The sequence below is a fragment of the Providencia sp. TYF-12 genome, from assembly GCF_041344805.1.
Classification (GTDB): Bacteria; Pseudomonadota; Gammaproteobacteria; order Enterobacterales; family Enterobacteriaceae; genus Providencia; species Providencia huashanensis.
Genome location: NZ_CP166833.1, coordinates 610,330 through 637,049 on the forward strand (window position 1 = coordinate 610,330; position 26,720 = coordinate 637,049).

Sequence of the window (26,720 nt, forward strand, 5' to 3'; positions counted from 1 at the left end):
ACATAAAATTGGCGCGGTCAGACCGCGCCCCAGCATTTAGTAGTCACTTGGCTGGTCATTATTCCCCGTGACTATTGCAACACTTGCACTAGCGCCAACACGGTTAGCACCAGCTTCAATCATTTTAATGGCAGTTTCACGATCGCGAACGCCGCCAGACGCTTTTACACCAACTTCGTTGCCGACTACTTTACGCATTAGAGCAACATGGTGTTCAGTCGCCCCCATTGTACTGAAACCTGTTGAAGTTTTCACAAAACCAACTTTAATTGTGCGGCAAATTTCACAAACTTGTGTAATTTCTTCATCTGTTAGTAGGCAGTTTTCTAAGATAACCTTGAGTGTTGCGTTACCGCAAGCGGCAAAAACAGCTTCAATATCTTGACGAACAAAGTCTAAATCACCACTTTTTAGCATCCCGACGTTGATGACCATATCAACTTCATCAGCTCCACGGCGCACGGCTTCAGCCGCTTCAAAAGCTTTAGCTTCAGTTAAACATGCACCTAAAGGGAAGCCTACCACACAGCAAACCTTAACGTCGCTGTTTTTTAACAGCTCACTGGCTAAAGGCACATATCCTGTATTGACACATACTGAGGCAAAATGGTGCTCTGCCGCTTCTGCACATAATTTTGTGATATCACTAACAGTTGCATTAGCAGCGAGTAAAGTGTGATCAATATATTTTGCTAAGTCTTGCATTTTCAACTTTCCTATATAAATGTGGATAAGACAACAAAGAATGAGGAAATGTGGTAGATGTAACACTTGATCATTCGTTATTCGAGATCCTAATCACAAATGATATTTTTGCAACATGATAATGTTAGTATCATATCATTATGTGATTTATTTAACACGAGGGACATTATGGATATAGCAGTTATTGGTTCAAACATGGTTGATTTGATCACTTATATCGATCAAATGCCAAAAGAAGGCGAAACGCTAGAAGCGCCAGCTTTCAAAATTGGTTGCGGCGGTAAAGGTGCGAACCAAGCTGTTGCTGCGGCTAAATTGAATTCTAAAGTGATTATGTTAACTAAAGTCGGCGATGATATCTTTGCAGATAACACCATCCGTAATCTTGAATCTTACGGGATTAACACGCGCTATGTGGAAAAAGTTCCGTGTACTTCAAGTGGTGTCGCGCCAATTTTTGTTAATCAAAATTCGTCTAATAGTATTTTGATCGTTAAAGGAGCGAATAAGTTTTTATCACCAGAGGATATCGATCGGGCTGCTGAAGATCTAAAAAAATGCAAACTGATCGTCCTACAATTAGAAGTCCAACTCGAAACGGTGTATCACGCGATCGCTTTTGGTAACAAGCATGGGATACCCGTATTACTTAACCCGGCCCCCGCTCAACGAACGCTCGATCTAGATTTTGCCTGCCGTTGTGATTTCTTTGTACCCAATGAAACGGAATTAGAAATTCTAACCAATATGCCAGTCGACACGATGGACAACATCCGCCGAGCTTCACAATCACTATTGGATAAAGGCCTAAAAAACCTGATTGTCACACTTGGTGATAAAGGGGCTTTGTGGATGACGCGCGATAGTGAGTTGTATATACCTGCTATCAAAGTAAATGCCATTGATACCAGTGGCGCTGGAGATGCCTTTATTGGCTGTTTTTCTCATTATTATGTACACACCGGGAATATTGAAGAAGCACTGAAAAAAGCAGTGATGTTTTCTGCATTTAGTGTGACAGGGAAAGGGACTCAATCTTCTTATCCAAGTGTTGAGCAATTTACGGAATTTGTGCAAATCAACACAGTTAACAAATAGCTAAATAATAATAGTCAACGTAGCTGTATACCCTTTGATGTATTAATCAGTCACTAGAACTGAATAGCAAGTCATCGGGTATAAATTATAAAATTATAAGGGTTACTATGAACATTAAGAACATCACTCAGTTACCGGATGGCTACCTGAGTAAGACTCCTCTATTTCAATTTATCCTACTGTCCTGCCTTTTTCCTCTTTGGGGTTGTGCAGCGGCATTAAATGACATTTTGATCACACAGTTTAAAAGTGTTTTTGAACTTAGTAACTTTGCATCAGCTTTAGTGCAAAGTGCGTTTTATGGTGGGTACTTTTTGATTGCGATCCCTGCATCTTTGGTGATCAAAAAAACCAGCTATAAATACACTATTATGGTGGGGCTAATCCTCTACATCGCAGGGTGTAGTTTGTTCTTCCCAGCTTCACATATGGCAACCTATACGATGTTTTTGGCGGCAATTTTCGCGATTGCTATTGGTTTAAGTTTCCTTGAAACCGCAGCAAATACCTATAGTTCGATGATTGGTCCAAAACAGTACGCTACACTTCGTTTGAATATTAGCCAGACCTTTTACCCTATCGGTGCGGCTGGGGGGATTTTACTGGGTAAATATCTCGTTTTCTCCGAAGGAGATAGCCTGCAAAGTCAAATGGCGGGAATGAATGCGGAACAAATTCATGAATTCCGCCTAGCGATGTTAGAAAATACACTCGAACCCTATCGTTATATGATCATGGTATTGGTCGTGGTGATGATCTTATTCCTTATTACTAAGTTTCCTAAATGTAAAGTTGCAGAAACTCAGGATCACAAACGCCCCTCTGCGATCGATACGTTAAAGTATTTAGCCAAAAATAGCCGTTTTAGAAAAGGGATTATTGCTCAGTTCTTATATGTTGGGATGCAAGTTGCTGTTTGGTCATTCACTATTCGTTTAGCGTTGGAAATGGGCGATATTAACGAACGTGATGCATCGAACTTCATGGTATATAGCTTTGCGTGTTTCTTTATTGGTAAATTTATCGCCAATATCTTAATGACTCGTTTTAACGCAGAAAAAGTATTAATTATCTATTCTGTGATTGGTGCTCTGTTCCTTATTTATGTTGCATTTATTCCAAGTTTTACCGCGGTGTACGCCGCTGTAATGGTGAGCATTTTATTTGGACCTTGCTGGGCGACTATTTATGCGGGCACTTTGGATACAGTCGATAATGAACATACTGAAATGGCGGGTGCGGTCATTGTGATGGCGATTGTTGGGGCTGCAGTTGTCCCTGCGGTACAAGGTTATGTCGCTGATATGTTGCACTCTTTACAGCTTTCATTCTTGGTTTCTATGTTGTGCTTTGTTTATGTTGGTATTTACTTTGTTGGTGAACGCCGTTTTAAAGCAAAACAAGAAGCAAAATAATTCAGCGAATCAATTTGGGTAGTGTGAGCTACCCAATTCCATCCATTTAATCAAACCGTGAGTATGAAAATGAATACACTAATACCACTTCACAGAAGCTTATTTACGGAAAAACCGACCCTTATTTTACAAAATGACCAATTTTCTGCGACAGCTTTCCGTTATCAAACGGGCGTAGAAGGTTTACGTATTGAAAATCAGCAAGGTTATTTAACTATTTTACCTTTTTTAGGGCAAATGATTTGGGATGCTGAATTTTGTGGCCAAAATCTGAAAATGGAAAATATGTTTTCAGCCCCGAAACGTGTCCCAACAGTCGTAGAAACGTATGGTTGCTTTGCTTTTCACTCAGGTTTAATCAGTAATGGCTGCCCTTCACCAGAGGATACTCACCCATTGCATGGAGAAATGCCTTGTGCATCAATGGATAGCAGTTGGTTTGAGCTGACAGAAGATAGCTTAAAAATTGTCGGTGAATATGAGTATGTGATGGGTTTTGGTCATCATTATCGCGCTACCCCATCAGTTTTATTAAAGGAAAACAGTACGTTATTTGATATACAAATGTCAGTGACAAACTTGGCGTCTGTTCCTATGCCACTCCAGTATATGTGCCATATGAATTATGCTTATGTAGATAAGGCAACATTGACGCAAAATATCCCAGAACATGCGATTAAGCTGCGTGAATCAATACCGGGTCATGTACATCCAACCGAGCAGTGGCTTGAGTTTAATGAGTCCTTAAAATCAGGCAAAGTGACGTTAAATCAACTTGACCAACCAGACATGTGTGACCCTGAAATTGTTTTCTTTATGGATAACTTGAGCCAATATACTACCGAGCCAGAGTTCAGGATGACATCGCCAGATGGGAATACGTTCATCACACGTTTTAACTCGAATGAACTTAATTATGCCACCCGCTGGATTTTATATAATGGAGACCAAAAGGTTGGCGCGTTTGTACTCCCTGCAACTTGCCGGCCAGAAGGCTTTATGGCGGCAAAAAATAACCAAACATTAATTTGGTTACAAGCGGGTGAAACACGTCAATTTACCGTAACAACGGGGGTTGAAAAATAGTCATTGACGATTTTTCAGGGGATCTTTGATAAAAGGCAGCGATTCGCTGCCTTATTCATATTGTTGACATTCTTCTTGTAAATCAGAAAGTAGCCTCGCTGCATCATAAAGTAGTATGTTTTTTCTATCAGGTTGCATCATTATTGCAACTTTAATATTTGCTTCATGCATATCTGGTAATACTTCCGTCATCAAATGCTCAAGGGAAAATAATATGGGTGAAAAATGAGCCCATTTGCCGGTTAAGCACTGCTCTACGTATGCTTTAGCTGGCCATAAAGGGAGGGAAAGGTCATGCATACCGTTTCTTACTGTAATAAGGCTATTTCCATCACTGATTGCCCAAACTTGCTCCCAATCGGCTATTTTGCCTACAAAATACGTGTATTTTTGTTGTGGTCGCAGCTTCTGGACGTTGCAGATTTCTTTTTCGTTAGGGGAAAATAGTGTGTTATTCATTATTGGATTATCGAAAAAGTAATTGATAATTATTGGGAAAATTATATTTATTATTGTTATCTTAATAACAAAATGAATTGATAACAACATGCAGCAAAAATGAACTAACTCACAATAATAATACCTATCGGTTAAATTTTAGGGCGGTTAGAGATGATAGAAGCGTTACTTGAAAAATATGCGATTGGAATGACATTGATTGCAGCATGCCTTGCACTGTATGTCGTTTTTGAAGTGCTTCATAAAAGGCATAAGCACAAAAATAAAAGCATTCTTATCCATATTATTCAAACAGTTGTACTCTGTGGCATTGTGATTGTATTGGCCCAGTATGTGGATATGGCAGCAACAGACTTTGATTTAAGTTTTATTTCAACGTCTTTAGTTAATTTTTTAACAATTTCAGCCATCGCCTTAATTTTAATGCGAAAATTGTTTCAATTAGCGAATCGATTAGAAAAGAAACAAATTCAAAAAGGGAGTGACCCTACATCAGCACGTATTGTGGCTAGGGTATTTAAAACGACAGTTTTTGTCATCATTGTACTGCTTTTTGGTGAACATTTTGGCATGAGCTTATCAGGGCTGATGGCATTTGGTGGTATTGGTGGTATAGCCATTGGTATGGCAGGTAAAGACATTCTCAGTAACTTTTTCTCGGGGTTAATGCTTTACTTTGATCGTCCTTTTAATATTGGTGATTGGGTCAGTTCACCAGATAGAAATATTGAAGGTACCGTGGTCGAAATTGGTTGGCGGATCACAAAAATTATTACTTTTGACCATCGACCTCTCTACATACCGAACTCAGTTTTTTCTTCAATTAGTGTGGAAAACCCTGGGCGTATGACTAATCGACGTATTAAAACAGAAATTGGTTTGCGTTATGAAGACGCTGACAAAATTGGTGCGATTGTTGATGAGATACGCACGATGCTAAAACAAGATGAAAATATCGATACAGGGCAAACATTATTAGTATATTTTGATGCCTTTGCCGATTCTTCGTTAAATATTATGGTGTATTGTTTTACGAAAACAACCGTATGGGCAGAGTGGTTAGCTGCGCAGCAAGCGGTATATTTAAAGATAATCGATATCGTAAAACGTCATAATGCTGACTTCGCATTCCCATCTCAAACATTGTATGTGGAAAAAAACAACTAACGTTCCGCACATGATAAATTAGCCGACTAATTGATTGTTAATTATTAATTAATTAGTCGGTTTATCTTTATATCTTTGAAATGTAAAAATAAAATTTCGGTCATTGAGCTGCTAGCTGTTAGCATTTTTATGCTATTAACCAGAGGCTTATAAAAAATAATCGACTTTTTGTTTTACTGATTTTTTTGCCAAGGCGCAGGTCATTCCAATTCCCCTACCTATCAAGTATATTGACCGCCTCTTTTCCTCAGCTAACTAAGAGCCAGACTGTTATGAATAAAATCAATGTGGCATGTAGCCAGGGGGTCGCTATCTATTTTACTGGTGAATTTCAGTGGGTAGATATTCGCGATGCACAGTTAAACAATATTGCTGCTGTTGTGCTATCTGAACAAGATGCCAACCAAGGGCTGTGGAAAAGGGTTGCTGAGAGTCAGCTCAGTATTCCGCTGTTTATCATTAGTGATAAACAGCTACCAACGGATGAAAAATTACCTCCTTATTTAACGGCCATTTTGCCGCCAGCACCTGCTGAGCGTGAAGAAAATAGCCGCCAATTACTTGATGCTGCTAATCAGTATCTTGAGCAGTTATTACCTCCATTTTTTGCTCGAATGATGGATTATGCTGCGGGTCATAATGTGACTTTTGCGTGCCCTGGGCACCAAGGGGGGCAATTTTTCCGTCGTCACCCTACGGGGGAGCAGTTTTACCAATTTTATGGTGAAAACCTTTTTCGTACCGACCTCTGCAATGCAGATGTTGCGATGGGGGATTTGCTGATCCACGAAGGAGCTGCGAAAGAAGCCCAAAAATTTGCGGCTAAAGTGTTCAATGCAGATAAAACCTATTTTGTCCTAAATGGCACTTCATCGTCGAATAAAGTGGTATTAAATGCCTTATTAACACCGGGCGACCTCGTATTATTTGACCGTAATAACCACAAATCAAATCATCATGGCGCATTGATCCAAGCGGGGGCGACACCGGTTTATCTTGAAACGGCGCGTAACCCATTTGGCTTTATCGGTGGTATTGATGCACATTGCTTTGAAGAAACTTATTTACGTGAATTAATTACAGATGTTATGCCAGAACGGTCGCAAGCTGTACGGCCGTTTCGATTGGCGGTGATCCAATTAGGCACCTATGACGGAACAGTGTATAACGCACGACAAGTGGTCGATAAAATTGGGCATTTATGTGATTATATTTTATTCGATTCTGCATGGGTTGGTTATGAGCAATTTATACCAATGATGCGTCAGTGCTCGCCATTACTGCTCGAATTAACTGAAAATGACCCTGGTATTATGGTCACTCAGTCCGTCCATAAGCAGTTAGCCGGGTTTTCTCAAGCCTCACAGATCCATAAAAAAGATAATCACATCAAAGGTCAAGAGCGTTTTGTTTCTCATAAAAAACTCAATAATGCCTTTATGATGCATGCCTCTACGAGCCCATTTTACCCACTATTTGCTTCTCTGGATGTCAATGCACGTATACATCAAGGCGCTGCCGGCAATATGATGTGGATGGATTGCGTAAAAGTGGGCATTGAAGTCAGAAAATCCATACTTCAGCACTGCCGTTACTTTAAGCCCTTTATTCCTGAAATGGTTGATGGCAAGTTATGGCAGGATTATCCTACTGAGCAAATTGCGAGTGAGCAGCGCTTTTTTAATTTTATCCCTAAGCAACGTTGGCATGCATTTGATGGTTATGCACAGGATCAATACTTCGTTGACCCATGCAAATTAATGTTAACGACACCGGGTATCGACGTCGAAAGTGGTGAATATGAGGCTTTCGGTGTACCTGCGACTATTTTGGCGCATTTTTTACGTGAACATGGTGTGATCCCTGAAAAATGCGACTTAAACTCCATTCTATTTCTATTAACACCAGCGGAAACGCGCGAAAAGCTGGAATTGCTGGTGTCTCATTTAGTTCGCTTTGAGCAATTACTCGATGAAGATGCATTATTAGTTGACGTATTACCGTCGGTTTATCAGCGTTATGAAAGCCATTACCATGGTTATACGTTACGCCGTCTGTGCCAAGAAATGCACCAACTCAGCGTTGACGATAATATTAAGCAATTGCAAAAAGAAATGTTCCGTAAGCAACATTTCCCTAAGGTAAAAATGAACCCTCAGCAAGCCCATATTGAATTTATTCGGGGTAACTGTGAGTTACTACCCTTGGATGAATTAGAAGGGCGTATTGCCGTTGAAGGAGCCTTGCCTTACCCTCCTGGGGTATTGTGTGTTGTGCCAGGGGAAGTTTGGTCAGGCCCTGTATTGCGTTACTTCAAAGCTCTTGAAGCTGGGATCAACGCTCTACCGGGTTTTGCTCCTGAATTACAAGGCGTTTATATTTCCAAGAATGAAGGTGAGAAAAAACGTGTCTATGCACATGTTTTAAAGTAATTTTGTAGTTATTCAGATAGTAAGCATAGATTTTACCTTATTAGCTCGTTACATTGGGGTCAGACTAGTCATAGCTGACTCCTCATTTATTGATAAGGTAAGGTATGAGCAAAAAAATAATTCTTGATTGCGACCCTGGTCATGATGATGCAATTGCATTATTACTGGCTTACGGCAACCCAGACATTGATTTATTGGCTGTAACAACCGTTGCAGGTAACCAAACCCTCGAAAAAGTCACTTATAATGCTCTAGCGATTGCTGAAATGGCTAAGATCACGGGGGTTCCTTTTGCCGCGGGCTCTGTTCGCCCATTAGTGCGTAATAGCGAAGTTGCACCAGACATACATGGGGACTCAGGGTTAGACGGCCCTATTTTACCAACGCCCACACTTAAATTAGATGAAAGACATGCTGTTTCATTGATTATTGATACCATTATGTCACACCCCCCTAAAACGGTAACGTTAGTACCAACAGGGGCATTAACCAATATTGCGCTTGCTGCTCGTCTAGAGCCCCGCATTGTGGAGCGGGTGAAGGAAGTGGTGCTGATGGGCGGTGGCTACCATGTGGGGAATTGGAGCGCAGTCGCGGAATTTAATATCAAAATTGACCCAGAGGCTGCCCATATTGTTTTTAATGAAAAATGGCCACTGACCATGGTGGGGTTAGATTTGACGCACCAAGCCCTCGCGACCCCGGATGTTGTAAATGAAATTGCAGCGATAGGTAGTGATTGTTCGCAATTTGTTGTGGAACTTCTGGATTTTTTCGGGAAAATGTACAAACAAGCTCAAGGCTTTGATGCTCCTCCGGTTCATGACCCTTGCGCTGTAGCTTATGTGATTGATCCTTCAGTTATTACTACACAAAAAGTTCCTATTGATATCGAATTAACAGGGTCATTGACATTAGGTATGACGGTAGCTGATTTCCGTCACCCAGCACCAGCTGACTGCCATACACAGGTCGCAGTTAAGTTAGACCACCATAAATTTTGGCAGTTGGTCATCAATGCGTTAAAAAATATTAGGTAACTCATGAATAACGAATTAGAACAAATGCCTTACGAGGCGCTTATTGAACGCAGTATGAATGCCTTACAAGCTAAAAATCAGTTTCATTGTGACACGTGGAAATTGGACCAAGCCGATTGGTCGGTAGACCAAGACGAAGGGACGATTATTTTTCACGCTCCAGACAATGTAATGGCGACTGCACCGGTACAAATCGTTGGAACATATGACCAAAACCAAGGCAGTTGGATGTGGAGTTGGGCAAATAGTTCGATCCAACCCGCGCTTACACATGATGCCATTGCAGTTAAAGCCTATGGTGAGCGCAGTGATAACCCGTTGTTGACCGCACGAGTGAGCGACATTGAAGAATATGACGCTTGGCAGCTCACCGCGTTAGCTTGCGAATTAAACAACCAGCAAGGTGTTTACCGAGGTGTCGCGGGTCACACGTTGGTTTTTATGACTTTTGGTGATGTTTCACTACAACAAATTTAGCTTGGGAATGGCTTATTCAGCAGTGAACAAGGCATTTAAACCCTCTTTGGTTGAGTGACCTGTCAGTTATACTGGTTTTCTTTTTTCAATCAGGAGCATACTCATGTTAGATATCGCACTTGAAGCCGCTAAACTAGTCAAAACAATGACGGTAGAAGCTTTCTATAGCGCGGGGAAATTTGACTATAAACCCGATCGCTCGGTAGTGACTGAAACGGATATCCGAGTTGAAGAAGAAATCAGGGAACTGTTTGCGAAGCGTACACCTAATACCTTAGTTTTAGGTGAAGAATTTGGTTTTGAAGGTGAGCAAAAGTTTAGTTCGGGTTGGGTTATCGACCCAATTGATGGAACGCGTGCATTTATTTATGGTGTGCCGCTTTTTAGTACGTTAATTGCTTATGTTGAAAATGGGGAGCCACTCCTAAGTGTCATTAGTTTCCCTGCTATATCAACGATGTTCTATGCATCTCAAGGGGAAGGTTGCTGGTTGGAAAGCTCAGGGCAATCGTTACGGCAACTGAAATTGGGCGAACAATCCCCTAAATCATTATCAGAAGCTGTAATCAGTGCATCTGGGATCCACAGCAGTCATTATAATTCTTCTGAAGGCTCGCAAATTTATCATCTTGATGCCATCGTGGGCGAAGCGCGTGATTTTATTTTTGCAAATGATGCATACCAACATGCTATGGTTGCATCTGGTCGTATTCATGGTGCGATTGATACCATAATGAAACCATGGGACAGCGCTGCCCTCATTCCTTGTATTCGAGAGGCAGGAGGTGAGGTTTGTGGGCTGAATGGTGAACGCACACAAGCCATGTTTGCAGGAAGCTTGCTCTCTACTGCAACTCCAGAGCTTGCAGAGCAAATCGTAGAATTGATGGCTCCTTAAAGGTCAATGCGAGGTTAATATGGCCTCGTGCAGCCCTTTTTATTGATTAGCTGAAATCAAAATGCAAACGTAATTTTTGGCAGTGTAAACAACGGAATAAATAGCCCTGTGCGGCTCCATCTTCATCTAAAATAGTGGCTAGCTCTTCCACTGAAAAACCATAATCAGCCACATCGTCAGCAAGGGAAACAAACTCGTCGAGCCTATCTTTGATGTCTTTCCAACTAACGTAACCTATAAATTCACAGGGTTCATTACAATGAGCCAGCCAAGTCTCTTGCTGCCAACCATGATAACCAGGGGTGCGTTTGATTAGCTCATCAAACATTTCGCTTGGATAGGGGTTGATAGTCTGTAAAAACTCGCCGTTATTATCATATTCACAATCGATCCCTTCCACACTTTCTGGGTCTTGAAATTCCCCATCGAATTTTGCACTAGCAGAGCCATTTGCGATACACCAAGGGCAAAATGCGTTGATATCCTCAACGGAGTAAAAAGGGCTTTCATAATAAATATCTGTAAGTTGCTGGCAACAATCACAGGTGACAGTTTTGTCAGTGAGAAACGCTTTGGTTTCAATAGGGTTTGGATGGTATTTAAAATGAGGAAATTTTCGATTACCAAGTGACATATAAAAATCCTATGGAATAGGGGGTTATTACCCTGAATGACGATTTAATCAGGCTATCACAAAACGTGATAGGTCACTTTAATTCTCTTTCAACGAGTTTATTTAATTGCGTTTTTATTATTCAAATAATTTGAATATGAACAGCGATATTATTAGCTTTAACTTAAATATGGTTTGGCGATATGATACCTCCATCGAAGGCAACACGGGTTGCCTCCCCCTATAACGAACGAAGGAATTATATTATGAACATGTTTAAAACTTTAATGGCAGCTTCTGTATTATCGGTAATGGCTTTTGGTGCTTCCGCTGCAACCTTAACTGCAACTAGCGATACCTTAGACTCAGCAGAAGCGATTATTGCGGCAAAAGCAAAAGCTGCGGGTGCAGATAGCTACACCATTACCAGTGCACGTATGGGTAATTTTGTCACAATGAGCGCAGAAACTAAATAATATGTTGGGTTGTTAATCTTAATTAAATATTTTGTCCAAAATTTCGGATTTTACTTAAAGATTGCAACTGAAAAATGACATGCCCCCTGATAGCGGAGAAATCCCTATCGGGGTATTGTTATATCATCCACGCCTTAATTGATATCTGTGCGAATACATCGCATCCCAAACGGTCTATGTTATAATACTCTCCTTTATTTATTATTGGCCCTTTATCATTGTTAGGGGCTATTCAATGGCTTTCAACATCAACACAAAAGAGCAGCATGCATCAAAATACCCCAAAACAAGGCTACCATAACCTAAACCGCTTTTCCGTTGCGCCAATGCTCGATTGGACCGATCGTCATTGCCGTTATTTTCACCGCTTATTAAGCAAAAATACCTTGTTGTATACTGAAATGGTGACAACAGGGGCGATTATTTACGGAAAAGGGGATTACCTCGCATTTAGTGAAGAGGAACACCCTGTTGCTCTACAACTTGGGGGAAGCGACCCTGCTGCATTAGCTCAATGCGCAAAATTAGCCGAAGAGCGTGGCTACGATGAGGTTAACTTAAATGTGGGTTGCCCTTCAGATCGCGTTCAAAATGGGCGTTTTGGTGCCTGTTTAATGGGGGATGCGCAGTTGGTGGCTGATTGTGTGAAAGCAATGCAAGATGCGGCAACTATTCCGATCACAGTTAAAACACGTATTGGCATTGATGAGCAAGATAGCTACCAATTTTTATGTGATTTTATTGAAACAGTTTCGACTCAAGGCGGCTGTGAAATGTTTATTATCCATGCTCGTAAAGCATGGCTATCCGGTTTGAGCCCAAAAGAAAACCGTGAAATACCACCATTAGATTACCCGCGTGTTTATCAATTAAAGCGCGATTTTCCGCATTTAACTATGGCGATTAACGGCGGTATCAAAACGTTGGAAGAGGCGAAAGAGCATCTTCAACATTTAGATGGCGTAATGGTCGGGCGTGAAGCGTATCAAAACCCATCGATTTTAACTGCTGTAGATAACCAATTGTTTGGTGAGCATTTTCCTATTACGAATGGGGTAGATGCAGTACGAGAAATGTATCCATATATTGAAAATGAACTCACTAAAGGCGCTTATTTAGGTCATATGACGCGCCATATGTTAGGGATTTTTCAAGGTATTCCTGGTGCTCGCCAATGGCGCCGCCATTTAAGTGAGAATGCCCATAAAAAAGGCGCGGATTTAGCGGTCGTTGAGCAAGCGTTGGCGTTTGTTACCCGGGGTGAGTAACATATTTTACCTATAAAAAAAGCACCGTAAGGTGCTTTTCAGCTCTATTCGGCGTTACTTATTATGTTATGGAATAAGCAAGCTCGAGCCTTGGGTTTTTCTTGACTCAATTGTTTCATGGGCTTTTTGCGCATCTTTCAGAGCAAAAATTTGCGATTGTGGCACATCTACCTTCACATTGCCGCTTAAAATCATGTCAAACAATGCGTTGCTGGCTTGGTCCAACTCAGCACGGTTTGTGACATATACCCCAAGTGATGGACGAGTGACGTATAACCCACCTTTTTGGTTTAAAATCCCTAAATTCACACCCGAAACCGGGCCTGATGCGTTACCAAAACTTACCATCAACCCGCGGCGTTTTAGTGAATCTAAAGAAGCCAGCCATGTGGATTGCCCTACAGAATCATAAACCACATTGACTTTTTCGCCATGAGTGATGTCTTTAACACGAGCTGCGATATCTTCAGATTGGTAATTAATTACGTCCCATGCACCAGCTTCTTTAGCACGCAGCGCTTTATCTGCGGAGCCTACAGTACCGATCATTTTTGCACCTAATGCTTTTGCCCATTGGCATGCGATTAAGCCCACACCCCCCGCTGCGGCATGGAACAAAAATACTTCATTTTGCTTAAGTTGGTAAGTTTGATGGAATAAATAATAGACGGTCATCCCCTTTAATGAACTTGCTGCGGCTTGCTCAAAGGTTATCCCATCGGGGAGATGCGCAACCGCACTCTCTGGGACATTATGTACATCGCTATAAGCGCCCAAAGGGCCTTGAGCATAAACGACACGGTCGCCCGGTTTGAAACCCGTAACGTGAGCTCCGGTTTTAACGACAACACCAGCAGCCTCGGTACCTAGACCACTGGGAAGTTTAGCGACAGGATATAAACCACTGCGGACATAGGTATCGATAAAGTTAATACCAATAGCACGGTTTTCGATTTGAATTTCGTTATCTGCCGGATTTACTGGGGAATAATCTACTAAGTTAAGTACATCAGCGCCGCCATGTTGTGCGAACTCAATACGTTTTGCCATGACAATCTCCAATAAGGACTATTCATTTTATTTACAATATCAATAGGTTTACTATAACGCCATCTTTCAATCAGAAGAATTATTGGTTTGTGCTTTTTGTTGAAAGCGTTATCAGGCAATTCTCTCGCGTGAAGGTGCAAAGAATGCCACAACAAAAATCAGATTGGCGTATACTAGAAGCTGTTCGTTAATTATAGACTTGGATGCAAATGTATGGCTAAAAAACCCTCATCGAATTTTAAAACAGATGCCCCCCGGGATCACCAAATGGAAGGTTTGAAGCTTCCACCGCATTCCCTTGAGGCGGAGCAATCTGTTTTAGGGGGGTTAATGTTAGATAATGAGCGTTGGGATACTGTCTCTGAACGAGTCACTCATGCCGACTTTTTTAGCCGTCCCCACCGTACTATTTTCGCTCAAATGCAGATCCTGCTTGAGCAGGGCAAGCCCATTGACTTAATCACCTTATCAGAATCCCTTGAACAACAAGGTGAACTGGATAGTGTTGGGGGCTTTGCTTACTTAGCAGAGTTATCGAAAAATACCCCAAGTGCGGCGAATATTAATGCTTATGCTGACATCGTCCGCGAACGTGCGATTGTGCGTGATATGATCTCTGTTGCTAATGATATTGCGGATGCGGGTTATGATCCTCAAGGGCGTAGTAGTGAAGATCTCCTCGATTTTGCGGAAACTAAAGTTTTCCAAATCGCAGAATCACGGGCTAATAAAGACGAAGGGCCAAAAGGCATCGAAGCCATTTTATCTGAAACCGTTGAAAAGATTGAACAACTCTATCAGCAACCGCACGATGGGGTGACAGGGGTTTCTACTGGCTATCAAGATCTCGATAAAAAAACAGCTGGGTTGCAAGGCTCTGACTTAATTATTGTTGCCGCACGTCCATCAATGGGGAAAACCACTTTTGCGATGAACTTGTGCGAAAATGCGGCAATGACCGAGGAAAAACCGGTGCTTATTTTCAGTTTGGAGATGCCAGGTAACCAAATCATGATGCGTATGTTGGCATCATTATCCCGTGTTGACCAAACTCGTATTCGTACTGGGCAGTTAGATGATGAGGATTGGGCGCGAATTTCAAGCACCATGGGCATCTTGATGGAAAAGCGCAATATGTATATCGATGACTCCTCAGGCCTGACGCCGACGGAGGTGCGATCTCGTGCGCGGCGTATTTACCGTGAGCACGGTGGGTTAAGTTTGATCATGATTGACTACCTTCAATTGATGCGTGTTCCTGCACTTTCCGATAACCGTACTCTTGAAATTGCCGAAATATCTCGTTCCCTTAAGGCACTAGCCAAAGAGTTAAATGTCCCTGTTGTTGCGCTATCTCAGTTAAACCGTAGCCTTGAGCAACGCGCCGATAAACGCCCTGTTAACTCTGACTTACGTGAATCGGGGTCTATTGAGCAGGATGCCGACTTGATTATGTTTATCTACCGTGATGAGGTTTATCACGATAACAGCGAACTCAAGGGTGTCGCTGAAATTATCCTTGGTAAGCAACGTAATGGTCCCATTGGTACGGTACGTTTGACCTTTAATGGTCAATGGTCGCGCTTTGATAATTACGCGGGGCCTGCGTATAACGACGAAGACTAAATACTCGTCATATTTTGCGCTGTCGCGGTGTTGGCTTCATTCCCTAATCCTAGTCACATACTTATGTATGCTCCTAGGCTTAGCTCAATCGCCGCCTAGCGACAACCCAAACTATTTAGAGTATTGGCTAGAGTATTAAGATTAAATAGTTCTACTCGTCATATTTTGCGCTGTCGCGGTGTTGGCTTCATTTCCTAATCCTAGTCACATACTTATGTATGCTCCTAGGCTTAGCTCAATCGCCGCCTAGCGACAACCCAAATTATTTAGAGTATTGGCTAGAATATTAAGATTAAATAGTTCTACTCGTCATATTTTTGCGCTGTCGCGGTGTTGCCTACACTCAGCTACGCAAGTTACATACTTGTGTACGCTCCTAGGCTTAGCTCAATCGCCGCCTAGCGACAACCCAAACTATTTAGAGTATTGGCTAGAGTATTAAGATTAAATAGTTCTACTCGTCATATTTTGCGCTGTCGCGGTGTTGGCTTCATTCCCTAATCCTAGTCACATACTTATGTATGCTCCTAGGCTTAGCTCAATCGCCGCCTAGCGACAACCCAAACTATTTAGAGTATTGGCTAGAGTATTAAGATTAAATAGTTCTACTCGTCATATTTTTGCGCTGTCGCGGTGTTGGCTTCATTCCCTAATCCTAGTCACATACTTATGTATGCTCCTAGGCTTAGCTCAATCGCCGCCTAGCGACAACCCAAACTATTTAGAGTATTGGCTAGAGTATTAAGATTAAATAGTTCTACTCGTCATATTTTGCGCTGTCGCGGTGTTGGCTTCATTTCCTAATCCTAGTCACATACTTATGTATGCTCCTAGGCTTAGCTCAATCGCCGCCTAGCGACAACCCAAATTATTTAGAGTATTGGCTAGAATATTAAGATTAAATAGTTCTACTCGTCATATTTTGCGCTGTCGCGGTGTTGGCTTCATTCCCTAATCCTAGTCACATACTTATGTATGCTCCTAGGCTTAGCTCAATCGCCGCCTAGCGACAACTCAAACTATTTAGGCATTAGAGTTAGAGTATTAAAATTAAATGATCCATAAAAATAATATCGAATGGAAATTGATATTTTTTAGCGTATAACAAATAGAGAATATATTGAGCTGCCAACGTGCAGCTTAATTTTTGGCCAAATTAGAGAGAAACAACGAGGAAATAATGAAAGCGGCAACCGCATTGATAAACCGCCGCGCTCTGCGACACAACTTGCAACGGGTGAAAAGCATCGCTCCAAATAGCCAATTGATTGCAGTTGTTAAAGCAAACGCTTATGGTCATGGATTAGCTGGAGTCGGTATCGCAGTTCAAGAGCTGGTGGATGGCTTTGGCGTAGCGAGGCTCAATGAAGCTTTATTGCTCAGGCAGCATGGTATTACTAAACCTATTGTTTTATTAGAAGGTTTCTTCGAGCAATCTGACTTGCTTGTGATGGCTGCACAGCGTATCGATACTGTTATCCACTGTGTAGAGCAACTGGCAATGTTGGAAGCGGCCGACCTCCCACACCCACTGAAAGTTTGGATGAAGCTAGATACGGGGATGCATCGTCTTGGCGTGCTACCAAAAGATGCAGAAGGTTTTTACCAACGGCTGCAACGTTGTAAAAATGTTAAGCTTCCTATCAATATCGTCAGTCATTTTTGCCAAGCTGATGCTCCACTCCTTTCTACAACCGCAAATCAGATAGCTTGCTTTAAACAGTTTATAGCAGGCAAAGACGGTGAAAAATCCATCGCTGCATCCGCAGGGATCTTACTCTGGCCAGAAGCGCATTATGATTGGGTAAGACCGGGGATCATGATGTACGGGGCATCCCCACAAGAGGGGAAAAGTGCAGATAGTTTCGGTTTATTACCAGTGATGACATTAAAGTCATCTTTAATTGCGGTTAGGGAGCATTTTGCTGGTCAGTGCGTCGGTTATGGTGAAACATGGTGTAGCGATAGGGATACACGGTTGGGGGTTGTCGCAATCGGCTACGGTGATGGTTATCCGCGTAATGTCCCTTCTGGCACGCCAGTGTTAATTAATGGGCGAAAAGTGCCAATTATTGGGCGTATTTCTATGGATATGACTGTCGTGGATTTAGGGCCAAATGCCGAAGATAAAGTGGGGGATGACGTTATTTTGTGGGGTAATGGTCTACCAGTTGAAGAAATTGCCGCACAAACAGGCATCATTAACTATGAGTTACTCACAAAATTAACCTCACGAGTTGCGATGGAATATGTAGACGAATAGTTAGCAAAGGGTTATTTTCAAATAACAAAACGAAATAATGCTAAATAATGATTAGGAGATGTCCTGTGTTCCAACATGTTGATGCGTATCCGGGCGACCCAATTTTGTCGTTGATGGATGAATTTAATAAAGACACTCGTGAAAATAAAATTAACTTGAGTATCGGTCTTTACTACGATGGTGAAGGTAAAACGCCTGAACTGGGTACTGTTGGTACTGCGAAAGCTACATTAAACAAACTCCCTGCCAGTGCGTCGTTGTATTTGCCGATGGAAGGCTTGAAAGATTACCGCCTTGAACTGCAAAAACTAGTATTTGGCGAAGATTGCCCACTGATCGCTCAAGAGCGTATTGCAACCGTGCAAACTATTGGTGGTTCTGGCGCATTAAAAATTGGTGCGGATTTCCTACACCAGTACTATCCTGATTCAGAGGTTTGGTGCAGCGACCCAACTTGGGAAAATCACGCGTCTATTTTCTCCGGTGCTGGCACAAAAGTTCACTATTACCCGTATTTCGATGAAAAAACCAAAGGTGTTAAATTCGATGAAATGTTGGCAACGTTCAAAAAATTGCCTGCAAATAGCATCATTTTAATGCACCCATGCTGCCATAACCCAACGGGTTCTGACTTAACGCCAGCCCAATGGGATGAAGTTACTAAAGTGGCGATTGAACATAAACTAATCCCATTCTTGGATATCGCTTACCAAGGTTTTGCCGAAGGTATCAACGAAGACGCCTACGCGATTAGAACTATGGTCAAAGCAGGGTTACCTGTATTTGTTAGCAACTCATTTTCTAAAATCTTTGGTATTTACGGTGAGCGTGCGGGTGGGTTATCAGTTATTTGCGAAAACCCAGATGAGCGTGACCGTGTATTAGGTCAGCTTAAAGCAGGCGTGCGCCGTCTATATTCAAGTCCTCCATCAAATGGTGCCAAAATTGTGGCTGCCGTATTGACCAACAGCGCAGAAAAAGCGAAATGGTTAGCGGAAGTGGAAGAAATGCGTTTACGTATTTTAGATATGCGTACAGTGCTGGTTGATGAACTGAAGAAAGCTTTACCTGAGCAAAACTTTGACCATTTGTTAAAACAACGCGGTATGTTTAGCTATACGGGTTTTTCACAACAACAGGTTACTCGCCTAAAAGACGAATTTGCAGTTTATCTAGTGGGAACTGGCCGTGTTTGTATGGCTGGGGTCAATCGTCATAATGTGAAACGTATTGTCGAAGCATTTGCTGCGGTTAGCCAATAGTTATTTACCCATAAAGAAAGTTATTCAATAAACGCAGGCTGAGCCCTGCGTTTTTTTTATCTTTTATCTGTAATAACAGCCATTACCTGATCACTGAGACGAAAAATAGTGTCCCATATATGAGTAGTTCTTAAGTATTTCTGAATGTTATCATTAATGGGTTCAACATTTAAGACAGTATCCCCAGTTAAGGTCCCTTGACGTTCTTGTGCGACCCGATTCGATGATGTGAGATCGATAACACCATGTAACTTTAGCGTTGCGGTATCAATAACGGCAGCCTCACATGAAATAGATGTCAAAAAATAAAATAAGTATGAGCTACCCCGTCAGAAACCGGTTCTAATAGCTATCCACTGAAAGCCATATGCGATTTAGGTTCATTGTTGAGGGCGGATGAACAATAAACTGATTTAATTGATATTATTGTATTAATAACTAGTTATTCGTTAGGTTAGAAAGAATACAGATGATATGAAGGGAAAGCCATGGTGGCTTTCCCTGTGCCTTTAGTTTTTAATAACCGCGCTCTAAAATAGGCTTTAAAAACCTTGCAGTATGTGATTTTTCACACTCAGCGACTTCTTCAGGAGTGCCGGAAATTAAAATTTCACCACCACCACTACCACCTTCAGGGCCTAAGTCGACAATCCAATCTGCCGTTTTAATCACATCAAGGTTATGTTCAATGACAACGATGGTGTTTCCTTGGTCACGTAACTGATGTAAAACAGCTAATAACTGTTGAATATCAGCAAAATGCAGACCCGTTGTTGGTTCATCTAAAATATAAATAGTTTGCCCAGTACCCCGTTTAGATAGCTCTTTGGCGAGTTTTACTCGTTGGGCTTCACCACCGGATAATGTGGTCGCGGATTGGCCAAGACGAATATAGGATAAACCTACGTCCATCAGGGTTTGTAGCTTACGAGCGAGTGCTGGGACGGCATCAAAAAATTCACGAGACTCTTCGATTGTCATATCGAGGACTTCATGAATACTTTTCCCTTTGTATTTGATTTCTAACGTTTCACGGTTATAGCGTTTGCCTTTACATTGGTCGCAAGGGACATACACATCAGGCAGAAAGTGCATTTCTACTTTAATGACCCCATCACCTTGGCATGCCTCACAGCGCCCACCTTTGACGTTGAAACTAAAGCGCCCCGGGTTGTAACCACGTGTTCTTGACTCAGGAACACCGGCAAATAGCTCACGAATTGGTGTAAACACCCCCGTATAGGTGGCAGGGTTTGAACGAGGCGTACGGCCAATAGGGCTTTGGTCAATATCGATAACTTTATCGAAATGTTCTATACCTTCTACATCCAAATAAGGGGCTGGAGTAATGGTTGTTGCACCATTTAGTTGGCGTTGAGCTATAGGGAATAAAGTATCGTTAATTAGTGTTGATTTACCAGAGCCTGATACCCCTGTGATACAAGTAAATAGACCAACAGGGATTTTTAGCGTCACATTTTTTAGGTTGTTACCCTTAGCACCAAATACAGTGAGTATTTTGTCTTTGTTAATAGGGACACGTTGCTGAGGGATTTCTATTTTACGCTCACCGCTTAAATACTTACCGGTTAAAGAGTCTGGGTTCGTGACAATATCATTTAATGTGCCTTGAGCGACAACTTGCCCACCATGTACACCGGCCCCAGGCCCAATATCAATCACATGATCAGCGGCGCGAATGGCATCTTCGTCATGCTCTACGACGATAACAGTATTACCAAGATTACGCAGGTGGATTAACGTTTCGAGTAAGCGGTCGTTATCACGCTGGTGTAAGCCGATTGAAGGTTCATCAAGAACATACATCACCCCGACTAAACCAGCCCCAATCTGGCTTGCCAAACGAATACGCTGAGCTTCCCCACCAGACAAGGTATCCGCAGAACGTGAAAGACTAAGGTAATTAAGCCCCACATTAACTAAGAATTTCAGCCGCTCGCCAATTTCTTTTAATACTTTTTCTGCGATCTGCGCACGTTGACCCGTGAGTTTTAGATTTTGGAAAAACGCCATTGCGTGGCCAATGCTGTAATCAGCAATTTCAGGTAATGTTGTATTCTCAACAAAAACAAAGCGCGCTTCTTTACGCAAACGGGTTCCGTGACAAGAAACACAAGGGCGATTGCTTATGTATTTGGCGAGTTCTTCACGTACCGCAGTAGATTCTGTTTCTTTATAACGGCGCTCCATATTATTGAGCACCCCTTCAAATGGGTGACGACGAACAGTGACATCGCCACGGTCGTTACGATATTTAAATTCGATCGTTTCTTTGCCTGAACCGTATAAAATAATTTTTTGGATAGCAGGACTTAATGAACTGTATGGCGCTTCTGCGTCAAATTTATAATGTTCTGCTAATGACATTATCATTTGAAAATAATAAAAATTACGGCGATCCCAGCCACGAATAGCCCCGCCAGACAGGGATATTTCTGTATTTTGGATAACCCGTTCAGGGTCAAAGAACTGCTGAACACCTAAGCCATCACAACTTGGGCAAGCCCCCGCTGGATTGTTAAAGGAAAACAGCCGTGGCTCAAGTTCCATCATGCTGTAACCACACACCGAACAGGCAAAATTAGCAGAAAAAACCAATTCTTCTGCACTTGGGTCATCCATATCGGCAACAATAGCACTACCACCGGAAAGCTCGAGTGCGGTCTCAAAGGATTCGGCTAAACGTTGGGCGATATCATCACGAATTTTAAAGCGGTCGACAACAACCTCAATCGTGTGTTTTTTTTGTAATTCGAGCTTTGGAGGATCAGAAAGATCGCAGACTTCGCCATCAATTCTTGCTCGGATATAACCCTGTGTTGCTAAGTTATCAAGTAACTTAACGTGCTCGCCTTTGCGTTCTTTAACGACAGGAGCCAATAACATCATCCGGCGGTCGGTAGGCTGCGCTAGTACATTGTCAACCATTTGGCTAACTGTTTGTGCTGCTAGTGGTATGTCATGATCAGGGCAACGAGGTTCACCGACACGAGCAAATAATAAACGTAGATAATCATGAATTTCAGTGATTGTCCCGACAGTTGACCGTGGGTTATGTGAAGTCGATTTTTGTTCAATCGAAATGGCTGGAGATAGCCCCTCAATATGGTCGACATCCGGTTTTTCCATTAAAGAAAGAAACTGGCGTGCATAGGCGGATAGGGACTCAACATAGCGGCGCTGACCCTCGGCATATAGGGTATCAAAAGCTAAAGATGACTTTCCAGAGCCAGACAAACCCGTAATAACAATCAGTTTGTCACGAGGGATAACGAGATTGATGTTTTTCAGATTATGCGTGCGTGCGCCGCGTACTTCGATATTATCCATTTACCACTTCCCGGATGATTTGATATTGAACAATCGCAAGCGATCATTATCACATAATTATGGCTGAATGGATATACAGTACTTGCCATATTTTTCTACTACTCCTATTTAAATTCTTAGTGCTGTTGGTTGTGCTTGGCTAGGTAGTTACATACTTATATATACCTTTGTAATGCCTTCGCTTGCCGCCTAGCTATGAATTAAACAGTCTAGAGTGGGGAGTTTTAGTCTTAAAAATGTACAATTATACATAAGCTCAAGGGAAGAACGAATTTGTCGAAGGGGAAACGGTGAATTATTTTGTGTCTATACTGAAATTGCACTCAGAAATTACACTAAAATTTGGAAAGTGTTTCGCAAGTTCGAGGGGGAGTTTCAATTTCGTGGTGCAAATCAGCGAGGTCGTGGTAAACTTCTCGGCTAATCCAGAGATTAAAATTCAATGCATCAGGAGTAATAAATGGCCAGCAGAGGCGTAAATAAAGTAATTCTTATCGGTAACCTAGGACAAGATCCAGAAATCCGTTATATGCCTAACGGTGGGGCTGTGGCAAACCTGACTCTGGCAACTTCTGAAAGTTGGCGCGATAAGCAAACCGGCGAGATGCGTGAAAAAACAGAATGGCACCGCGTGGTTATTTTCGGCAAATTAGCTGAGGTTGCGGGTGAATATTTAAAAAAAGGTTCACAAGTCTACATCGAAGGTTCTTTGCAAACCCGTAAATGGCAAGATCAAAGCGGTCAAGACCGTTACACCACTGAAGTTGTTGTTAATATCGGTGGTTCAATGCAAATGCTAGGTGGTCGTGGTGGTGATTCGTCATCACAAGGGCAAGGCGGTCAGGGGGGTTGGGGTCAGCCTCAGCAGCCACAAGCTCAAGCTGCTCAACAATTTAGTGGCGGTGGTGCGCCAGCTCGTTCACAAGCACCAGCACCACAAACTAATGAGCCACCAATGGATTTCGATGATGATATTCCATTCTGACGGTATCTAGAGATATTTCTTGTGAAAAATCATATTCAATGCCCTTATTTTTAAGGGCATTCTAAGATGATAGGTCAATATAAAGATATATTAATTAAAAGTATGTTAGATAATATTCTATTAACTCTATATGGATATATTTATTATATATCTATTATAGGTTTTGTTATCAATTTCTATATTTAAATAAAACTATGAAACATGTTTAACTGGTTTCAATTACCTCCTCATTTTACTTAATCCGTTAATTATTTTTTCTTTTAAATCACATAAGTCAAATTTATTTGTTGATTTTTAATTATACTTCATCATTATGTATCTAGTTTTTTTTCTGATTTAATATCGAGGTAATATTAAAATGAACCTTTATTCAGTTTCACCTTTTGCTAGTTATATTACGTTACAGAAGAATTCTAAAAGTACTACAACAAAAAAAAGCATTACTGATTTAATAGGTGATATTAATAAAGCCATAAAGGAATATGGAATAAATATTGTATCCCATATAGATATAAAACCAAAACCTACAGCAAATGTGAAAGAAACGGCTGCATTTCATTTAACGGAAGATAGAAGTGTATCTTGGGCTGGCACTAATTTAATAAATGATAGTATCAATCACTTATTAACATATTTTGTAGATACAGAATTTTCAGTAATATATGTCAGTGATTCAGGAATAAAATCTGCAATTATTAGTTTTTTATCTACGGGGAGAATTAATGGCTGGAGTATGGTTGATGAAATGATTTTAACTCATGCTTTTATTGAAGGAAATGAGTTAAAAACTCTTTGGTTAGGAGGAACTCATCGTAATGTTTCTATCAAGCCAAATAGTAAGATTATTAGTGGAAGTAATTTAAATGATGCAATCGATCCTTTTGGTGATTCTACATATATTGCTGGGGCTGTTCGCTCATCTGTAGCAGGGGTTAGTTTAAAACGTAGTGGTGTATGGTTTGGACCTAAAAAGGACTGGGATAGTTTTGCGAAAACTGCGCAAAATTTATTAGCAAAATTACATGATAGTAAGTTGTTTGTAGAAAAATTACCTAAAAATAGTTTAGTTACGGTGCACCATGGGTTAGCACAAAATATTTATGATTTAACATCAGTAAGTTCTGCTTATCAGATCGAATTTGCAGATATAGAAACCTTAAAAGGAAAAAGAAGAAAAGATAAATTGACATATTTGATTAATAACTATCAAATTGATATTGATCAGACAAACACTAGTATAAATAAAGAAGAAATTTATGTGCTTGTAAAAAAAATTATAGATAATAGTTTTTGTTGGTTAACTATTTCACCAGAGATTGTGAATAAGAAATTAATTCTTAAATTTGTAGCTCCAATCCCTAAAGAATTTAATGAATTTGTTGACTCAATTAGAAGCAATATTGACTTTATTCGTATTTTTTATGATAGTGGTCATACAATATCCAATGCATCTTTGAGTTATTCTGAGGTACAAGATAGAGAGTTCGACATTGAATTTAAAAAATTCTCAACGCCAACTATGACGTATGAAATAAAAAAAGAAAAGCCAGTAGGGAACCCTCCACCCATAGAACATATATTTACTGAGACTGATAATAGTTTATTTAAATGGGTTTTTAAAGAAGGATTAACACAATTAGGGCTTTCACAGCCAGCTAAAGACTTTTGTTGGTTGTATTGTGACGATCGCTCTGGTGAGATTGCTGATTTTATTCATGTGGATAGAACATCACAGACAAAGCCTAAAATAACATTAATACATGTCAAAGGTGCAAATAGTGACTCAGACTCACGTCAGGTTTCTCCAGGTGCCTATGAACTAGTTATCGCACAAGCGATGAAAAACCTTCGTAGGATGAGTTCTGTTACTATGTTTGAGGCAATTAAAAGTAATGTTAGTCGTCATGGAGATAAAAGGGTCTGGGATAAGCCATGGGCTAAAGGGCTTATTTCACCGATAACAGCCTCACAAGATTTACTATTAGCACTAAATTCAATAAAGTCGAACTGTTCTTATGAAGTTATTGTTGTACAGCCACATGCATTGAAATCACGCTATTTAAACTCTCAACAAAAACAATCCAGTTCAACAGGAGCTAAGCAACTAAGGAGTTTGCTTTTTGGAGCGAAAGCCATGGCTAATTCGGCTTCAGCTACATTTCGTGTTATTGCCGATGATAGATAGTATGAAAACTCCCCTTTAAATTATAAGCCAGCTAATTTTTCCTTAAGGTTTAGAATTTATATATTTTAAACCTTAAGAGATTATTAATTTTAAATTAAGAGTTTCTTAAATTAATATTTTCTTAAGGTAATAATAGAAAAAGCTCCAGTAATTAACTTACATGGAGCTTTGTATTGAAGGTTGAATAAAAGAATATACAAATTTTATTTTCATATTGCGTATCAGGCAACTTTGGGTTCCAGTAGTAAAGGGTCATTTTGGCTTTCACCGGAAATTCGGTAAATTGACGGTGATGTACCTAAATATGCTCTGAACCGCTTTGCAAATGATTGCTGGGAGTCGAATTGGTATTTTAGTGCTATATCAATAACTTGAAGGTCGGTCGTGCAGAGGTCCTTTGCTGCTTCACATATCCGCCTTCGGCGAATATATTCACCTAAAGGTATCCCAACAACTTTGCGAAATACCCTCTGTAAATGCCACTTCGTATATCCCGATTTTAGTGCAATATCGTCGAGTAATAGACGATTGGTTAAGTTCATTTCAATCCAAACTAATATCTCATTGACAACTGTAGATTGAAATTCCGTGTATTTCCCTTGGTAGGGAACAGTAATTTCTTTATACATAATATTTTCCTACTAGTTACTTTTTAATCATATCTCTGATTATGTAAATTACCAATAAATAAAAGATAAACAGATATAAATACAGGCTGTTAATTTGTGAAATAACAATAATGCAAAATTTTAATTAGTACTCAACCAGTGTTGTTTGACTTATGGTGATATATTTATGGAGCAACAAACTATCATGAACTTGTTTTTACACCATAAGCACAGAATTAAGATGTGAGTATTAAAT

Annotated in this window: 21 protein-coding genes; 15 read left to right on the plus strand and 6 right to left on the minus strand. The window is 40.8% G+C overall.

All coding sequences use genetic code 11. From position 1 onward, the window contains the following. Positions 1-36: 36 nt before the first annotated feature. Positions 37-705, minus strand: coding sequence for a deoxyribose-phosphate aldolase (gene deoC, locus ABE954_RS02650; protein ID WP_042848873.1), 669 nt, complete (start codon positions 703-705; stop codon positions 37-39). A gap of 168 nt (positions 706-873) precedes the next feature. Between deoC and rbsK the strand changes: the two genes are divergently transcribed. The 3 genes from rbsK (at position 874) to ABE954_RS02665 (ending at position 4,304) form a co-directional block, all read left to right on the plus strand. Further along, positions 874-1,803, plus strand: coding sequence for a ribokinase (gene rbsK, locus ABE954_RS02655; RefSeq protein WP_042848872.1), 930 nt, complete (start codon positions 874-876; stop codon positions 1,801-1,803). Between the two features lie 107 nt (positions 1,804-1,910). After that, complete coding sequence (gene fucP / locus ABE954_RS02660) at positions 1,911-3,218, plus strand: L-fucose:H+ symporter permease (RefSeq protein ID WP_042848871.1); 1,308 nt, start codon at positions 1,911-1,913, stop codon at positions 3,216-3,218. Between the two features lie 69 nt (positions 3,219-3,287). Then, the gene (locus tag ABE954_RS02665; RefSeq protein ID WP_226693417.1) at positions 3,288-4,304 is read left to right on the plus strand and encodes an aldose 1-epimerase family protein; all 1,017 of its coding nucleotides are present in this window, start codon (positions 3,288-3,290) and stop codon (positions 4,302-4,304) included. 51 nt (positions 4,305-4,355) lie between these two features. Here ABE954_RS02665 and ABE954_RS02670 read toward each other — a convergent pair whose 3' ends face one another. Further along, on the minus strand, positions 4,356-4,763 hold the full coding sequence (locus ABE954_RS02670) for a DUF2750 domain-containing protein (protein WP_131680245.1): 408 nt from the start codon (positions 4,761-4,763) through the stop codon (positions 4,356-4,358). A 153-nt stretch (positions 4,764-4,916) separates the two neighbouring features. Between ABE954_RS02670 and ABE954_RS02675 the strand changes: the two genes are divergently transcribed. The 5 genes from ABE954_RS02675 (at position 4,917) to ABE954_RS02695 (ending at position 10,777) form a co-directional block, all read left to right on the plus strand. After that, a complete protein-coding gene (locus ABE954_RS02675; RefSeq protein ID WP_042848870.1) occupies positions 4,917-5,930 on the plus strand; it encodes a mechanosensitive ion channel family protein in 1,014 nt (337 codons plus the stop codon). 272 nt (positions 5,931-6,202) lie between these two features. After that, complete coding sequence (locus ABE954_RS02680; protein WP_166686077.1) at positions 6,203-8,362, plus strand: ornithine decarboxylase; 2,160 nt, start codon at positions 6,203-6,205, stop codon at positions 8,360-8,362. 104 nt (positions 8,363-8,466) lie between these two features. Beyond that, the gene (locus ABE954_RS02685; protein ID WP_042848868.1) at positions 8,467-9,402 is read left to right on the plus strand and encodes a nucleoside hydrolase; all 936 of its coding nucleotides are present in this window, start codon (positions 8,467-8,469) and stop codon (positions 9,400-9,402) included. Positions 9,403-9,405: 3 nt separating this feature from the next. After that, the gene (locus ABE954_RS02690) at positions 9,406-9,879 is read left to right on the plus strand and encodes a DUF6882 domain-containing protein (RefSeq protein WP_048608753.1); all 474 of its coding nucleotides are present in this window, start codon (positions 9,406-9,408) and stop codon (positions 9,877-9,879) included. A 103-nt stretch (positions 9,880-9,982) separates the two neighbouring features. Further along, a complete protein-coding gene (locus ABE954_RS02695; RefSeq protein ID WP_048608751.1) occupies positions 9,983-10,777 on the plus strand; it encodes an inositol monophosphatase family protein in 795 nt (264 codons plus the stop codon). A gap of 46 nt (positions 10,778-10,823) precedes the next feature. Here the strand turns inward: ABE954_RS02695 and cbrC are convergent, their stop codons facing one another. Next, positions 10,824-11,411 (minus strand): PF03691 family colicin E2 tolerance protein CbrC, encoded by a 588-nt coding sequence (gene cbrC / locus ABE954_RS02700; RefSeq protein WP_371025719.1) that lies wholly within the window; start codon positions 11,409-11,411, stop codon positions 10,824-10,826. 245 nt (positions 11,412-11,656) lie between these two features. Here cbrC and ABE954_RS02705 point away from each other — a divergent pair, with 245 nt between their 5' ends. Further along, positions 11,657-11,866: a YdgH/BhsA/McbA-like domain containing protein gene (locus tag ABE954_RS02705; RefSeq protein ID WP_042848863.1), complete on the plus strand. Its 210-nt coding sequence runs from the start codon at positions 11,657-11,659 to the stop codon at positions 11,864-11,866. A 266-nt stretch (positions 11,867-12,132) separates the two neighbouring features. Further along, positions 12,133-13,134 carry a tRNA dihydrouridine(20/20a) synthase DusA gene (gene dusA / locus ABE954_RS02710; protein WP_042848861.1) on the plus strand — a complete coding sequence of 334 codons (1,002 nt, stop codon included), beginning with the start codon at positions 12,133-12,135 and terminating at the stop codon, positions 13,132-13,134. 66 nt (positions 13,135-13,200) lie between these two features. Here the strand turns inward: dusA and ABE954_RS02715 are convergent, their stop codons facing one another. Further along, complete coding sequence (locus ABE954_RS02715) at positions 13,201-14,184, minus strand: quinone oxidoreductase (protein WP_042848860.1); 984 nt, start codon at positions 14,182-14,184, stop codon at positions 13,201-13,203. 213 nt (positions 14,185-14,397) lie between these two features. On the opposite strand from ABE954_RS02715, the gene dnaB reads away from it, so the two are divergent. The 3 genes from dnaB (at position 14,398) to ABE954_RS02730 (ending at position 19,335) form a co-directional block, all read left to right on the plus strand. Continuing rightward, entirely contained in the window at positions 14,398-15,810 is a 1,413-nt protein-coding gene (dnaB, locus tag ABE954_RS02720) for a replicative DNA helicase (protein WP_042848859.1), read from the plus strand. A gap of 1,180 nt (positions 15,811-16,990) precedes the next feature. Further along, entirely contained in the window at positions 16,991-18,073 is a 1,083-nt protein-coding gene (alr, locus tag ABE954_RS02725) for an alanine racemase (RefSeq protein ID WP_042848858.1), read from the plus strand. Between the two features lie 65 nt (positions 18,074-18,138). Next, positions 18,139-19,335 (plus strand): amino acid aminotransferase, encoded by a 1,197-nt coding sequence (locus ABE954_RS02730; protein WP_042848857.1) that lies wholly within the window; start codon positions 18,139-18,141, stop codon positions 19,333-19,335. Positions 19,336-19,851: 516 nt separating this feature from the next. Here ABE954_RS02730 and uvrA read toward each other — a convergent pair. Then, positions 19,852-22,686 carry an excinuclease ABC subunit UvrA gene (uvrA, locus tag ABE954_RS02735; protein ID WP_042848856.1) on the minus strand — a complete coding sequence of 945 codons (2,835 nt, stop codon included), beginning with the start codon at positions 22,684-22,686 and terminating at the stop codon, positions 19,852-19,854. A 460-nt stretch (positions 22,687-23,146) separates the two neighbouring features. On the opposite strand from uvrA, the gene ABE954_RS02740 reads away from it, so the two are divergent. Together ABE954_RS02740 and ABE954_RS02745 are read left to right on the plus strand one after the other, a co-directional pair. Beyond that, complete coding sequence (locus tag ABE954_RS02740) at positions 23,147-23,671, plus strand: single-stranded DNA-binding protein (protein ID WP_042848855.1); 525 nt, start codon at positions 23,147-23,149, stop codon at positions 23,669-23,671. A gap of 358 nt (positions 23,672-24,029) precedes the next feature. Further along, positions 24,030-25,856, plus strand: a complete 1,827-nt coding sequence (locus tag ABE954_RS02745; protein WP_210814403.1) for a hypothetical protein — start codon at positions 24,030-24,032, stop codon at positions 25,854-25,856. Positions 25,857-26,077: 221 nt separating this feature from the next. Here ABE954_RS02745 and ABE954_RS02750 read toward each other — a convergent pair whose 3' ends face one another. Beyond that, the gene (locus tag ABE954_RS02750) at positions 26,078-26,485 is read right to left on the minus strand and encodes a helix-turn-helix domain-containing protein (RefSeq protein ID WP_042848854.1); all 408 of its coding nucleotides are present in this window, start codon (positions 26,483-26,485) and stop codon (positions 26,078-26,080) included. Positions 26,486-26,720: the final 235 nt, after the last annotated feature.